The 15155-nt window shown below is 60.8% G+C and carries 6 protein-coding genes; 2 read left to right on the top strand and 4 right to left on the bottom strand.

Going from position 1 to position 15155, the window contains the following annotated elements; genetic code table 11:
* Positions 1-1431 (bottom strand): methyl-accepting chemotaxis protein (locus CAPSK01_RS14100; RefSeq protein WP_273703717.1); only part of this gene is annotated, 1431 nt, incomplete at its 3' end.
* Between the two features lie 37 nt (positions 1432-1468).
* A complete protein-coding gene (locus CAPSK01_RS14095; protein ID WP_034927942.1) occupies positions 1469-1693 on the bottom strand; it encodes a hypothetical protein in 225 nt (74 codons plus the stop codon).
* 131 nt (positions 1694-1824) lie between these two features.
* Between CAPSK01_RS14095 and CAPSK01_RS14090 the strand changes: the two genes are divergently transcribed.
* Complete coding sequence (locus CAPSK01_RS14090; protein ID WP_034927939.1) at positions 1825-2154, top strand: hypothetical protein; 330 nt, start codon at positions 1825-1827, stop codon at positions 2152-2154.
* Positions 2155-2158: 4 nt separating this feature from the next.
* Here the strand turns inward: CAPSK01_RS14090 and CAPSK01_RS14085 are convergent, their stop codons facing one another.
* Together CAPSK01_RS14085 and CAPSK01_RS14080 are read right to left on the bottom strand one after the other, a co-directional pair.
* Positions 2159-3529 carry an HlyD family type I secretion periplasmic adaptor subunit gene (locus CAPSK01_RS14085; protein WP_034927985.1) on the bottom strand — a complete coding sequence of 457 codons (1371 nt, stop codon included), beginning with the start codon at positions 3527-3529 and terminating at the stop codon, positions 2159-2161.
* A gap of 173 nt (positions 3530-3702) precedes the next feature.
* The gene (locus CAPSK01_RS14080; RefSeq protein ID WP_273703716.1) at positions 3703-14901 is read right to left on the bottom strand and encodes a calcium-binding protein; all 11199 of its coding nucleotides are present in this window, start codon (positions 14899-14901) and stop codon (positions 3703-3705) included.
* Here CAPSK01_RS14080 and CAPSK01_RS23050 point away from each other — a divergent pair.
* Positions 14893-15155, top strand: a 263-nt coding sequence (locus tag CAPSK01_RS23050) for a hypothetical protein (protein ID WP_273703715.1), incomplete at its 3' end; no start/stop codon positions are given. The two genes, CAPSK01_RS14080 and CAPSK01_RS23050, sit on opposite strands and share 9 nt — an antisense overlap.

The raw sequence follows: 15155 nt of genomic DNA, 5'->3' as shown, positions 1-15155 counted from the left end.
GGCAGCGAGTTCCTCCGAGGCCGAGGCATTCTGCTGCGTCGCCCGGTTCAATTGCCCCATCGCACCGTTGATCTGGCCGACGCCGGCCGACTGCTCCTGCGAAGCGGCGGCGATCTCCTGCACGAGGTCGGAGGTCTTCCGGATCGACGGCACCATCTCGCCGAGCAGCGCACCGGCGCGTTCGGCGAGTTTCACCGACTCCCTGGCCACCTGGCCGATTTCCTGCGCGGCCACCTGCGAGCGTTCGGCGAGCTTCCTCACTTCGGCGGCGACGACCGCGAAACCCTTGCCGTGTTCGCCGGCGCGCGCCGCCTCGATGGCGGCATTGAGCGCCAGCAGGTTGGTCTGGTAGGCGATGTCGTCGATGATGCCGATCTTCTCGGCAATGGTCTTCATCGCCTCGACCGTCCTCCCGACGGCTTCGCCGCCTTCGGCGGCCTGGTGGGCGGCGGTCGACGCCATGCCGTCGGTGACCTTGGCATTGTCGGTGTTCTGGACGATCGAGGCGCTCATCTGTTCCATGCTGGCGGTGGTTTCCTCGACCGACGCCGCCTGCTCGCTCGACGACTGCGACAGCGACTGGGCGGTCGCCGAGACCTGACCCGAGGCATTGCCGAGGTTGTCGGCCGCGGTACGGACTTCACCGATGATCTCGCCGAGTTTGCCGGCCATCGCCTGCATCGCCGACATCAACTGGCTGACTTCGTCCTGGCCCTGTGCTTTGACCCTGACCGTCAGGTCGCCTTCGGAGAGGGCGTTGGCCACCTGCACTGCGGCATTGACCGGCCCCGTGATCGAGCGCGTGACCCAGGCGGCGAACAGCGAAGCCAGGACTACCGCGGCGGCGCCCAGCACCAGGATCAGCCATTCCGTCTGCTCGGCGCGCCCGTCGGCTTCCTTGCCCTGGGCGGTCATCAGCTCGGTCTGGAAGTCGACCACCTTTTCGCAGGCATCGATGTACGAAGCTTGCGATTGGCGCATCCGGTTGAGCATGACTTCGGTGGCCTGCTCCTTGTGGCCGGCCTTCATCAGCGTCAGAAACTCGTCCTGGTCCGCCAGGTAGAGGTTTCGCGCCTGCTCGAGATCTTTGAGAAGAGCCTTGCCCTGATCACTGTCGATGCTCTTCCTCAGCTTGTCGAGGTTGTCGCCGATCGTCTTCCTGGCTTCCGCGATGCGCTCGTACTGCTTCAGGACCTCCTCGGGACGCGGATCGATCAGCAGGTTGCGCTGTGAGCGGGCCGCCAGGTTGATGGCATCGATGATGTTGTTGGCCCAGACCGTTTTCGGGAAGAAGTTGTTGACCAGTTTATCGACGTCGGCGTTGAGTCCGTTGATGCGCAGGTAGGCAACTGCCGAAATAACGAGCAACAGGGTGACGACAATGCCGAAGCCAAGCCCGAGACGGGCGCCGATTCTAAGATTCTTGAACACGATGACTGGCCTCCAGAGGGAATGGGATGGGGTCTTGCTAGAAATCAGGACGCGGCCAGGCACTCGCCTTCGCCTTGTTCGATGGGGATGCGTTGACATCGGTGATCACCCCTCCTCCGCGCGCGAAGGGAGGCATATCGCGGTACCTCCCAAGACTTTCATTCGTACCTGGCGCGGCGAGCAACTGCTCCTTCTGGGACGGGGCCTGGTAGATCGTCATATCCTCGCGAAGGACGAGGCGGGCGGCGGGGGATGCGATCATGGCAGCTCCTGGGGGGCGGGGTGACTGCTCAGAAGAAACGACGCATGGTGACCAGCACGATCGTCGCTGCCAGGCCGGTGATCAGCGTACGCTGGTGATACTGGAGATACGGTTTGTCCAGAGGGCTGGCCATGTTGAAGCGTCTCCTGTACGGCGCATTCCGCGTCGGGCGTCGCAGGCAATTGCCTGGAACAAAATCCGGCTGGGGGGAAAGAATAGCAATGCGCGCGCCAAAGCGCTATCCGGGAATCCACGCAGGATTCGGTAGAACTACAGAAGTTCAAGGTCCAAAGGGAACGAAGCGGGCGCTTTTCCTGGAACCTGGTGCCTTTAACCAGCTCTGGCACAAGATGAAGTACGAGTGGATGGCCTTCAAAGCCCGAAGCGCCGCGACGCTTGAGGCCGACGTCGATAAAATTCTGGTCGGCTTCGGCTCTGATTATCGGATGACTTTTTGCTGAGCGCTTAGCGCTCCCGCCCCGCCTCATGCCACGCCTTCTGCACCGGCGAGAGAAGGTATTCGGCCACGGTGCGCGTCCCCAGCATGATCTCCGCACTTGTCTGCATGCCGGCGCCGAGCGCGAAGCGGGCGCCGTCCATCTCCAGTTTCATGGCCTTCAGCGTCACCAGGGCCTTGTAGACCAGCGGCTGCGGGTTCTTCTGACCCTTGTTGTCGTTAGGCGCGTTGCCGCCTGCGCTGTGACCCATGCCTCCATCCGCCGCATCGGCGCTGACGTGTTCGACCGTCCCCTCGACCATCCCGTACTTCTGGAACGGGAAGGCAGCGAACTTGAGCTTGACTGGCTGTCCCTGGCGCACGAAGCCGATGTCCTCATTGCTCACCCAGACCTCGGCGCGTAGCGTCTCCTCTTTCGGCACCAGCGTCAGCAGCACGGTACCCGGCTGCACAACGGTGCCGGTGGTGTGCGTCGCGAGATCCTTGACCACGCTGTCCTGGCTGGCCTTGAGTTCGAGCAGTTCCTTGCGGTGGGCCTGCTTGGTGCGCTCCTGCGCAAGCTTGTCGAAGGCGGCCTGTACCTCGTTGCGTTCGCCGTGCAGGCTGCGCCGGTAGTCGGAGTCGAGCTGGGCGAGCTTTTTCTCGGACTGGGCGATGCCGGCCTTGGCCGAGTCAATCAGGTGGGCCTGGGTCTTGAGTTCCTGTTCCTTCTCGATGCGCTCGCGCTTCTTGTCGCTGGCCATCAGCCCGCCGGAAAAGCCGTCCTTGACCAGCTTGTCGTAGGCCTTGTCCTGCTCGCGGTAGTGCGGCAGAACTTCGGCGAGCTTGGTCTGTACCTGCTGGGCGGAGGCGAGTTCGGCTCTGGCCTTCAAGAGCCGGCTGCGCTCTTCGGCCAGCGCCGCCTCGATGGCGTTGCGGTTGGCGCGGGACTGGGCGTCAATCTCGCGGGCGAGCGCGGGGGGATCTTCGGCGTCGGCGAGGAAGGGTTTGCCGGCGAGTTCAGCGTCGATGCGGCGCAGGGAGAGGCGTTTCCGTTGCCAGTCGGCTTCGATAGCCTGCGCATCGGCTTCGGTGATGAGGGTATCCATGCGCATCAGCACCTGGCCGGTCTTCACCGTCTCGCCTTCACGCACGAGGATTTCCTTCACGATGCCAGCCTCGGCCGGCTGCACGATCTTGAGGTAGCTCTGCGGTACGAGCTTGCCCTCGGCCACGGCCACGATGTCAAGCTTGCCGATCAGGGCCCAGAGGATCAAGAGACCGAGCATGCCGGCCTGCACGCGCAGCACAGTGCGGCCGAGCGGGTTGGGTGGTGCGTCCTGCAGGCGCAGGAGGGGTGGGGAGAAGTCGTGATAATCCGGTGTTGCCGGTGCGGGCAACGCCGGCAGCGTTGGGAGTTTGAAAGGGAGTTTCATGGTCATTGGGAAGGCATCCGAACGGGGAACAAGCCGTCATCCCGGCGAACGCCGGCGCCCAGACAAATTCTCACAGCACATGCTGGATGCGCCGTTGCTGGATTCCGGCATTCGCAGAAATGATGGATGGCTACACGTCACGACAAACGCAGCGCTCCTTCCTGAATGGTCGCCAGCGGCCGCAGGGTCTGCGCCTGCGTACCGAAGCCGGCGTCGCCGATCACCTGCTGGGCGGAGGTCAGGCCGATGCCGGCCAGCGTGCCGTTCTTGCCGTACTGGTAGGCCAGATCGCCGCCTATCGCGGCCGTGTCCGAGCCGGCCAGCTGGAAGTTGGCGAGCGCATTGGTCAACGCCCAGCTGGTGAGGCCGGGGTTGGCCACGCGGGCAGCGTCGAAGGCGCCGACCAGGCCCGCGAAGTTGAAGTTTTCCACTTTCTGATCCTTGAGCGGATCGCTGCCGCCCTGCGTGAATCCGGCCATGGCTTCGGCGATCATCTGCAGGTTGAGCACGGGCTTCGAGGGCGTGGTGGCGTACCAGTTCTTGAAGGTGATCTGGTCGGTACCGCCGGTCTTCAGGACGAGGTCATTGCTCGATTTGCTGAAGCTGAGGTCGGCGTAATCGATGCCGCCGCCGAGCGAGAGGGTATCGCTGCCCGTTCCTCCGGCGGCGAAGGTGTCCTGCCCGTCGCCCTTGTTGAAGAGGAGGATGTCGTTATCGCCGGCCGTCGTGTACGTGTCGTTGCCGAGGCCGCCGAGGTAGATCTCGGCCGCGGCGCCGCCGGTGAGGATGTCGGTGCCGGTGCCGCCGTTGAAGAGGGCCGTGCCGGCGGTATCGGTGAGGGTATCGTTGCTGCCGCCGCCTTCGAGGAGGTCGTTGCCGGTGTCGCCGTTCAGCGTGTTGGCGCCGGCATTGCCTCTGAGGAGGTTGTCGAGGGCGTTGCCGGTGCCGTTGAGGGCGGAAGATCCGGAAAGCGCCAGCGCCTCGACGTGGGTGGCCAGCGTCAGCGTGAGGCTGCTGTTGACGAGGTCGATGCCTTCGCCGGCGTTTTCCGTCACGACATCGGCGCTGTTGTCGACGGTGTAGACGTCGTCGCCCAGTCCGCCCAGCATCGTGTCGGCCCCGGCGCCGCCGTTCAGCGAGTCATTGCCGGCGCCGCCCGTGAGACTGTTGGCCACGCTGTTGCCGGTCAGCACGTTGTTGAGCTCGTTGCCGGTGCCGTTGATGGCGTTGCTGCCGGTCAGGGTCAGGTTCTCAACGTTGGCGGACAAGGTATGGGTGACGCTCGACTGCACGAGATCGGTGCCTGCATTGCCAGCCTCGGTCACCACCTCCGCGGTGTGGTCGACCACGTAGGTGTCATCCCCGGCACCGCCTTGCATCGTGTCGGCGCCACTACCACCGGAAAGGGTGTTCTGGGCACTATTGCCGATGATGAGGTTATCCAGGGTGTTGCCCGTGCCGTTGATGGCCGCGCTGCCCGATAGCGTGAGGTTCTCGAGGTTGCTGCCCAGAGTGTGGGTCATCCCCGCCTGGACGGTGTCGGTTCCTTCGCCGGCATTTTCCGTGACGACGTCGCCAGCGTGATCGACCACGTAGAGGTCGTTGCCGGCGCCGCCGGCCATCGTGTCGGCACCGGTCCCGCCGTTCAGCGTATTCGCGCCGGCGTTACCGGTGAGCACGTTGTTCAGCGTGTTGCCGGTCCCGTTGATCGTGCCGGTACCCGTCAGCGTCAGGTTCTCGACGTTGGAGGCAAGCGTGTAGGTCACGCTGGACTGCACGAGGTCGGTACCGGCCCCCGAACCTTCGGTGACCACATCGGTGGTGTTGTCAACGATATAGGTGTCGTTGCCGGCGCCGCCGATCAAGGTGTCGGCACCCGAACCGCCGTCGAGCACGTTGTTGCCGCTGTTGCCGGTCAGCGTATTGGCAAGGGTATTGCCGGTGCTGTTGATGTCTGCAGTTCCGGTCAGGGTCAGGTTCTCGACGTTGGCGGCGAGCGAGTAGGTCACGCTGGACTGCACGAGGTCGGTGCCGGCATTGGAGCCTTCGGTAATGACATCGCCTGCGTCGCCCACCCCATAGGTGTCGTTGCCGGCACCGCCGATCAGGGTATCGGCACCGGCGCCGCCGTTGAGGGTGTTGTTGCCGCTATTGCCGGTGAGCAGGTTGGCAAGATCGTTGCCGGTGCCGTTGATGGCACTCGTTCCGGTGAGTGTCAGGTTCTCGATGTTGGCAGCGAGCGTGTACGTCACGCTCGACTGGACGAGATCGGTCCCTTCGCCCACGTTTTCGACGACCATATCGCCCGCAGCATCGACGACGTAGGTGTCGTTGCCGGTGCCGCCGATCATCGTGTCATTGCCTGCGGCGCCGGACAGCGTGTTGTTGCCGCTGTTGCCGGTAAGCACATTGGCCAGCGTGTTGCCGGTGCCGTTGATGGCTGCGGAACCCGTGAGCGTGAGATTCTCGACGTTGCTGGCCAGGGTAAGGGTGATGCTGGACTGGACGAGGTCGATGCCGGCACCGGCCGCCTCGGTCACGACGTCGCTGGCGCTGTCGACGAGGTAGGTGTCGTCGCCGGCGGCGCCTGCCATCGTGTCGTTGCCGGCGCCGCCGTCGAGGGTGTCATTGCCCCCCTGCCCGTTCAGGACGTCGTTGCCGCCGAGCCCGTACAGGGTATCGTTGCCGACGCCGCCCGTCAGGGTATCGGCATTGGCGGTGCCGGTCAGCGTCTTGTTGTAGCTGTCGATCGTGATATTGAAGACGTCGCTGGCCGACAGTCCGCCGGTATCCGTTGCGGTGACACGAATGCTGAGCACGCCACCTGCCGCTGGTGTGCCGCTGAAGGCTCTCGTTGTCGCATCGAAGGAGAGCCAGGCAGGCAAGGCCGAGCCATCGGCCTGTGTTGCCGTATAGGTCAGCACGTCACCGAGATCGACGTCGGCAAAGGCCCCCGCCGGCAGTGTTGCCGAGAACGGTACGCTTTCGGTGGCCAGCTGATCGCTCAGCGGACTGACCAGAATCGGCGCGTCATTGACGTTGGCAACCGCGCTCGTTGCGGCGCTGGTGACGGACTCGGCGGTGCCGTAGCCGTCCGTGTAGCTCACCACGACGCGCAGTTTTTTGCCTACAAGCGCCTCCGTCAGAGTGATCTGACTTGCGGTGGCGCCAGAAACATTGCCCCACGAACTGCCGTCGGCAGAGCTTTCCCACTGGTAGTTCATGGCGCCGAGACCGTCGTCGTCGGTAAGCGCATTGTCAGCCGTCAGTGTCTGATTCTGGGTGGCGGACCCATTGATTGCAACTTCACCACCCGGCGCCGAATTGACGAATGCGATGGAGACAGTGAAAACATTGCTGTATGCCGTTGCCCCGGCAATATCAGTCGCACTGACACGGATACCGATCGTTCCCACATCGGCATTCGTAGGCGTTCCCGAGAACGTTCTGGTCGCGCCATTGAACGTCAGCCAGTTCGGCAGCGGCATCCCGTTCGAGAGGGTTGCACCATAGGCCAGCACATCGCCCGCATCGATGTCGCTGAACATTCCCTCAGGAACGGTGAATTCGAGTGCGCTGCCCTTGTCGATCGACCAATCGGCAAGCAGTCCGGAAGAACCGAAAGTCGAGTCGAGTGTGCCGTCGGCATTGAATCTGGCGACAGCGATATCTCTGTTCGACCAATCATCCGAATAGCGGCCGCCGACAATCACAAATCGCCCGTCCGGCAGAACACGTAGAGCGCTGGCGGCATCAGCGGTATTGCTGATCGACACGGAGGTGATGCCTCCGTCACCGAATGTGCCGTCAAGAGAACCGTCCTGGTTATACCGGGCAACCGCAATATCCGAATCTGTCACCCCGTTGTAGCGATGGCCCGCCACAAGTATCTTTCCGCTGGGTAGCACGGACAGGCAATCACCGTTTTCCCAAGGCCCAACGGTAAGGGTCTGTTTCCCGCCACTGCCGAAAGTTGTGTCCAGAGTCCCGTTAGTGTTGTACCTGAACAAGCAGGCGTAGTTCGAACTCGAACCGACCACGAGAATCTTCCCGTCCGACTGGATCGCCAATGCGTTGGCAATGTCAGACGCCCCCCCGTCGTACACCGCCACACCGTCCTGGGCGAAGGTAGTATCAAGAGAACCGTTGGTGTTATATCGGAGCAGGACGAGATCGTAGCCGGGCCCTTGAGACATAGCATAACCGGCCGCCAGAATCTTGCCGTCCGCCTGAACCTTGACGGCATTCAAAGACTGGGTTTCATAACCGATGGAGGTCATGACCTTGCCGCTGCCGTTGAAGCTTGTGTCGAGAGTGCCGTCGACGTTGTAGCGGACAAGTGCGAACGATTGGAAATTGCTGGGCACACCTGAGGCCATGCCGCCGAGAATGATCTTGCCGTCGGCCTGAACGGTCATCGCATACGCCTGATCCCACCATGTGTTGATGTCGGTCGTGACCACGCCGTCGCCACCGAAGCTTGTATCGAGCGAGCCGTCGGCGTTGTAACGCACGATCGCAAAGTCAATGAGCCCCTGCGAAGAAAAGCCGCCGACCACAATCTTGCCGTCCTGAAGTACGCGAACACCGCAGGCTGAGTCGTAGTACGGTCCGACCGCCGTCGTGACCTTGCCGGTGCCATTGAACGTATTATCAAGAGATCCGTCGGCGTTATACCGATACAGCGTGAAATCGGGATAACCGTTGCTGTCGAGGCTCTTGCCCGATACGACGAATTTTCCGTCGGCCTGAATGTCGACTGCGCTGGCCCAGTCGTCCGTCGTTCCTGCATCGGTCACAACGACGCCGGGTCGGCCGGTCCCGCCGAGGAAAATCGGTGCATGATTCATCGCCGCCAGCACCAGCTTCGCATCGCTAACGACCGATTCGCTTGTCCCATGGCCATCGACATAGCTCGCGACAGCGCGCACCCGCTGTCCGACCAACACATCGGGCAGGGCGAGCGAAGGAGTGTTCGCCCCGACGATGTCCTGCCATGCCATACCGTCCGCCGACTGTTGCCAACGATAGCTGATCGCCCCCATGCCATCGGCGTCGGACACGCCGCTCGACACACTCAACACTTGGTCTCGCACGGCATTGCCGATAATTGTCACATTTCCGACCGGAGAATCGTTGACGTTCGCTACGAGGGATGTGGGGGCGCTGGTCACGGATTCCTGCATGCCCAAGCCATCGACGTAGATTGCCGAGGCACGAATCTGATGACCGACATGAAATTCCGCCAAAGTCAGCGCATTGCCCGTTTCCCCATCGATGTCGTTCCACACGGCGCCGTCTGCCGACCTCTGCCACTGATACGAGATGACGCCCAGGCCGTCGACGTCGGCCAGGGTGTTTGTAACGGAAAGCGTCTCACTCTGAGCGGGATTGCCGCTGACGGAGACGTTTCCGGTCGGCAAATGATTGGCGAAGATCACATGCTGAATTGCCTGCAGATCCCAGACGGTGCTGTCGGCAAACACAATCTGCTGGATCGGGTTCTCTGCATTTCGTACGTCGTTGTTCAGGTAGAAATTCCGTACCGTCACGCGATCGGAAGTCCCGGAAGTTGCCACATCAAGATCGTTGCCGATACGGGAGAGAATCACATCGTTCGGTACAATGCCCGCACCCAAGCGAAGAACGTTGTTCTTGCCAGAGGTATTGTCTGCTGCCTCCTGGATCGTGTCATGGCCGCCACCAATCGAGAAGAAGTAGGTATCGTTGCCTTGTCCGCCATCAAGTAAGTTGTTGGCAGCATTACCAGTGATCTGATTGTCGAAACTGTTACCGCTGCCGTTGATAGCAGAGAATCCGGCAAGCACCAGATTTTCCTGATAACTATCCAGAATCCAGTCGACCGAGGATTCGATGGTGTCGTTATCGAAAATTCCACCATCGACCACAACATCGCCTAAGTTGTCGATCGCGTAAGTATCCGAACCGCCGCCACCATAGAAATGATCAGCCCCCGCCTTGCCATCCAGGCGATTGTTTCCCGCGTTTCCGTAAATGGTGTTGGCGCCCGCGTTACCTATGCCATCAATTGCGGCAGTGCCTCTCAGATGCAGGGTCTCGACGTCCGTACCCAACGTGTAGCTGATGGACGCATAAACAACGTCTGCGCCACCACCCGCCTGTTCGACTACGACGTCTCCGACGTTGTCGACATCATAGCTATCGTCGCCGGCCCCACCTGTCATCACATCCGCACCGGTACCGCCGTTGAGATAATCACTACCAGAGCCCGTGCTCAGATGATCGTTACCGGCCCCACCTTCAAGCACGTAATTAACGCCGAGACTACCGATCAGCGTATTGTCGAGCGAATTGCCCGTTCCCTGAACTGCGTTGATTCCCGTCAGCGTCAGATTCTCGACGTTGCTGGCCAAAGCCAACGAAATCGACGATTCAACCGTATCGATGCCTTCGGCGGCAGATTCTACGACGACATCGAAAATCGAATCGACCACATAAATATCGTCCCCGAGCCCGCCCGTCATCATGTCGCCGCCACCCTGCCCATCGAGCCGGTTATTGCCAGCGTTACCCGTCAGTTGGTTGTATTGATCGTTGCCCGTACCATCGATCGATGCACTTCCTGCAAGCACAAGATTCTCGACAGTAGAACCAAGCGCCCAAGCCACCTCAGAAACGATGGTGTCCGTTCCTTGGCCAACATTCTCGATCACCACGTCGCCAGTGCCGACGTAATAAGTATCGTTGCCCCACGTGCCCTGAAGAACGTTGGCGCCTGCATTGCCGCGCAAGACGTTGTCGAACATGTTCCCCGTGCCGTCGATCGCACCGCTGCCAGTCAGGGTCAGATTCTCAACCGTGCCGCTCAGCGCATAGGAAACTGAGCTCTTCACGGTATCGATACCACCATCTGCATCCTCAAACACCTGATCAGCCGCGCTATCGACGATGTAGGTATCGTCGCCGCCGAGACCAACCAGGATGTCATTACCTCCGGAACCGTCAAGCAAGTTGGCGCCACTGTTGCCGAAGAGTGAGTTGTCGAGCGCGTTTCCGGTCGCGTCGACATTCTCACTGCCAAGAAGCTCCAGATTCTCGATGTTTTCACCGAGAGCGAAAGATGAGGCCGTGACGACAGTATCGGTACCTTCATTGGCGCTCTCAGTAACCGTATCGCCCTCACCCAGAATGTACCGATCGTTGCCGGCACCCCCGGCCAGTTGGTTGGCGGCGGTGTTCTGCGAGCCGTCGAGCGTGTTGGACAGTGCGTTGCCGGTGCCAGATATTGCGGCATTCCCCTTGAGCACCAGTGATTCGACGTTGCCGGCAAGCGTATAGGAAACAGAGGCTTCAACGGTATCGTTGCCGTAATCGTCTTCGACAACATCGCCGAGGTTGTCGACTACATAGATATCGCTGCCAGAACCGCCACGCATCGTATCTGCCCCCAAACCACCATCGAGGCGGTTATCGAATTCATTGCCTCCGAGCACATTGTCAAGGGCATTGCCCACGCCCGTTGCCGCCCCGGCAGAGGCGCCGAGGGTGAGGTTTTCGAGGTTGGTCTGCAGCGTATATGTGGCCATCGTGGAAACCACCGTGTCGATCCCGCCATCTACAGTCTCGACGATCACGTCGCCGCTGCCGACAACGTAGGTGTCATCGCCACCAAGACCGACAAGCAGGTTTGCCGATGAATTTAGCGAACCGTCGAGAACATTGTTGCCGGAGTCTCCAGTAGCAGAGACTGCAAGCACCCCTGTCAGACGAACGTTCTCGATGTTGTTTTCGGCCACATGGCTTTGCGCTGTCACCACCGTATCGGACCCCTCTCCGGAGAGCTCCACGATCGTATCGCCGTCACCGATCACATAAGTGTCGTCACCAAGGCCACCGATCAACTGGTTGGCAGCCGAATTCTGGGAGCCGTCGAGTACGTTGCTGCTGTCGTTTCCTGTTGCTATGTCAGCGCCAGATCCAGTCAGGATGATGTTTTCAATGTTGGGCCACAGAGAATAAGAAACCGAGCTGAAAACAGTGTCGATTCCCCCGCCCGCACTTTCATCGACGAGATCACGGGTGTCATCGACATAATAGGTGTCGTTCCCGCCGCCACCCTTCATGTAATCGAACCCTTCCTTGCCGTCGATTACGTTGTCACCATTGTTACCGATGATCGAGTTGGCGAAACCGTTACCCGTTCCGACGCTTGCGTAGCGTGTCACCGGCCAGGACGAGGAAGTATCTTGGTAGCTCCCCAGAACAAGGTCTTCAACATGCTCCGGCAACGCATAGTCATAGATTGAATAGACGGTATCTCGGCCCTCACCTGCCAACTCAACAACCGAGTCAATTCCCTCCACAGGGTTTGTATACGTGTACTGCGTCCCCGACCCGTTGTAAGGCGTACGCCAGGGATTCAGGTAGTACGAATCGTTCCCTTTTCCTCCTACCAGGTCATCTGCGCCAAGACCGCCGAAGAGCGTATCGTTACCATCCATCCCGTACAGGGTGTTTGCGTTATCGTTCCCCAGAAGAATGTTGTCGCCGCCATTGCCAAACCCGATCTGTGCTGGCGTGCCCGCATTGAGTTCCAAAGTACCGATCCCGCTGTTAAGCACATAGTTGTTTACCGAGCTGATGACACGCGATCGCGCTGCTTCGGTGGCATCCGCAAAGAGAACCCGATCGCCGAGGTCATCTACGTAAGCTGTGCTACCAAGAATTTCACTTGACGGGAAGTACCAGGTCCAATCCCCCAAGTCCTGCCGAAAGAGGATGGTATCCGCACCCTGCCGGCCATCGACGTAGTCGCCCTGGCGGGCCTCAATGTAGTTGTCTCCCGCGTTGCCGGAAACCCTGCTCTTCCACCCTGCGGAACCATAGGACACAAGGTGCTCCACGTTTTCCGCTAGGGTGTAGCCGGGGTACACGTCGACGGCTCTCGCATAGACCGTATCGAAGCCTTCACCTGAATTCTCGACTACTGTTACGCCGAGGTCAGCGTAGTAGATGTCGTCTCCTGGGTTCCCGATCAACGTATCGCTACCATCGCCTCTGAGCACGTTGTTACCGATGTTTCCGGTAATCGTGTTCCGGAGCGAGTTTCCGGTACCGTCAATGTTCAGCACTCCGGTCAGCGTCAGGTTCTCGATGTTCGCACCAAGGGTATAACTGACGCTTGACAGCACGGTGTCCGTCCCCTGGTCTGCCGCTTCGTTGACGGTATCGAGCGTGTTATCGACAATGAACGTGTCGTCGCCTGCCGTGCCGGTCATCGTGTTCGGTACACCCGCTACGGTGGTACGTAGCGCAATCTCTGCCGCATTCCACTCGCTCTGGTCTATAAAAAGAATGCGCTCGATCTGGTAGTTCGCATTGGTGAAGAAGCCTGCCACCTTGATCTGGTTCGAGCTGTTGTCGACCACGACGATCAGATCGCTGCCATTGCGATAGAGGCCAATATCTTCCGCCAAGATCCCGCTGCCGAACGCCAGCGTGTCAGTCCCGCCTCCATTCTGATAGAGCGTCTCATCAATCGTATCGTTGCCATCGCCGCGACTATAGCGGTAGGTATCGTTGCCAACGCCGCCGTACAGTGCGTCAGTGCCTGCGCCTCCGGAGATGGAATCGTTGCCGCTGTAACCGTAGAGCGTGTCATTCCCGGCTCTACCATCAAGCACGCTATCCCAGCGGTCGCCGTTGATCGTGTCGTTGCCATCCGTGCCGGTATCCAGCATGGCGATGATTGTCGTCTGGTCCCAGATGGTGCCGTTCTCAAAAACAATACGTTCGACGCGCTGAGCACCACCTGCGCTACTAAAGTGAGTCGAGCTGGTAAACGAATCGGAAGAAAGCGTTCCATTGCTCAACTTGAGAGCAATGCGCAGCCCGTCTGCCTCGGCTAGAATTTTCTCGCGCGACAGCAAAATGTCCGAAGGCAGAATCCCCGGACCCATGACGATAGTATCGATGTCGCCGGCGTTCTCACCGGATTCTTCGAAGTACTGCGCTCCGCCGCCTCGGCCGAAGCGGTACGTATCGCTGCCGAGGCCGCCGTATGAAACCCCGCCGCTCGTACCGCCATCCAGTGTATCGTCACCGTTCTCGCCGTAGAGGTAGTCGTTGGCGTCCCCGCCCAACAGGAGGTCGTTTCCGTCTCGCGCATAGATGGTGTCACTGCCGGCAAGACCGGAAATCACATCGTCTCCATCAAACCCGACGATCGTGTCGTTGCCACTGGTGGCCAGCGCTGCCAACACCTGCAGACGAATTTCCGTTTCCGTCCACACCGTGGCGTCCGCAAACTCAATGCGCTCGATGCGGACTGCCGTGCCTGCACCGGCCCCGTAGGCGCCTACGACCGTCAGTTGGTCGGTCGTCCCCGCGATCTGCAGCACCAGATCGTTGCCGGTACGCTTCGCGATAAGCTGCGACGGCGAAACATCGGCATCGACGCGGATCGTGTCGACCGATACTGCATCGCCGCCTTCGTTGATCGTGTCGGCGCCGCTACCGCGCCCGAACAGGTAGATATCGCCGTCGCCACCGCCCTGCAGAGAATCCGTCGCGGCATCGCCCCGGCCATCCAGCGTATCCGTGCCGACACCACCCATCAGCGTGTCGACACCCGCACCGCTCGTCAACAGATCGTTTCCTTCGTTGCCGTTCAACGTATCGTTGCCGGCACCGCCCAATATGACATCGTTGCCGCCCAGGCCACTGAGAATGTCGTTGCCGCCGCGGCCATCGATGGTGTCGTCCCCGGCCGTGCCAGCATAAATATCAGCGTCGTCAGACAACTCGTTCGTGACGTGCGCATCGATCGCCGTGCGATCCCATACCGTGCCGTCGCTGAACGCCATGGCATCGATCGGCGCACTGGTGTAGTGGTTGCGCACGACAATCTGCTCGGACGAATCGCGAACGCGCACGATGAGGTCGTTGCCGTAGGGAACGAACGCCAGATCGGCCGGCGTCAGCGTGCCGGCAATGCGCAGCGTGTCGATCCGTCCTGCTGCGTTGTCAATATTGTCGATCGTGTCCTGCCCGTCACCGGCACCCCAGACGTAGGTGTCGTCCCCGGCACCGCCCGAAAGCACATCGTCGCCGGTGCCGCCGGTCAGGGTGTCGTTCCCGCCTCCGCCGGCAAGCGTATCGTTGCCTTCCTTGCCGGCGATACGGTCGGCGACGCTGGTGCCGGTGATCGTATCTGCGTTCGCCGTGCCATCGAGATCGAAGCCTCGCGCCAGAAGCTCGGCATGGCTCAACACCGTGCCGTCGGCGAATTCGAAACGGTCGATGGTCGGCTGTCCGAGTGCGTTCTCCGGGTTGAAGCCTTCGATGTGGATCACATCGGCCGGGTGGCTGCCGACCCGGATGAGCAAGGAGCCGAGCCCGAGTTTGATGTCGCCCGGCCGGATCCCGGCGCCGAAGCGCAGGGTGTTTTCGGCGGCAAAGCCGTTCTGCTTGCTGGTATCGGCAATCGTGTCGGTACCGTCACCGAGGCGGTAGAGGTAAGTGTTGCCGCCGCCGTTGGCGGCGATCGTGTCGTTGCCGCGACCGCCCGAAATGAGGGCGCCGCCGGCCTGTACATCGAGGGTGTTGT

Source organism: Candidatus Accumulibacter vicinus (assembly GCF_000584955.1).
Classification (GTDB): Bacteria; Pseudomonadota; Gammaproteobacteria; order Burkholderiales; family Rhodocyclaceae; genus Accumulibacter; species Accumulibacter vicinus.
This window is presented reverse-complemented; position numbering and strand designations above follow the sequence as displayed.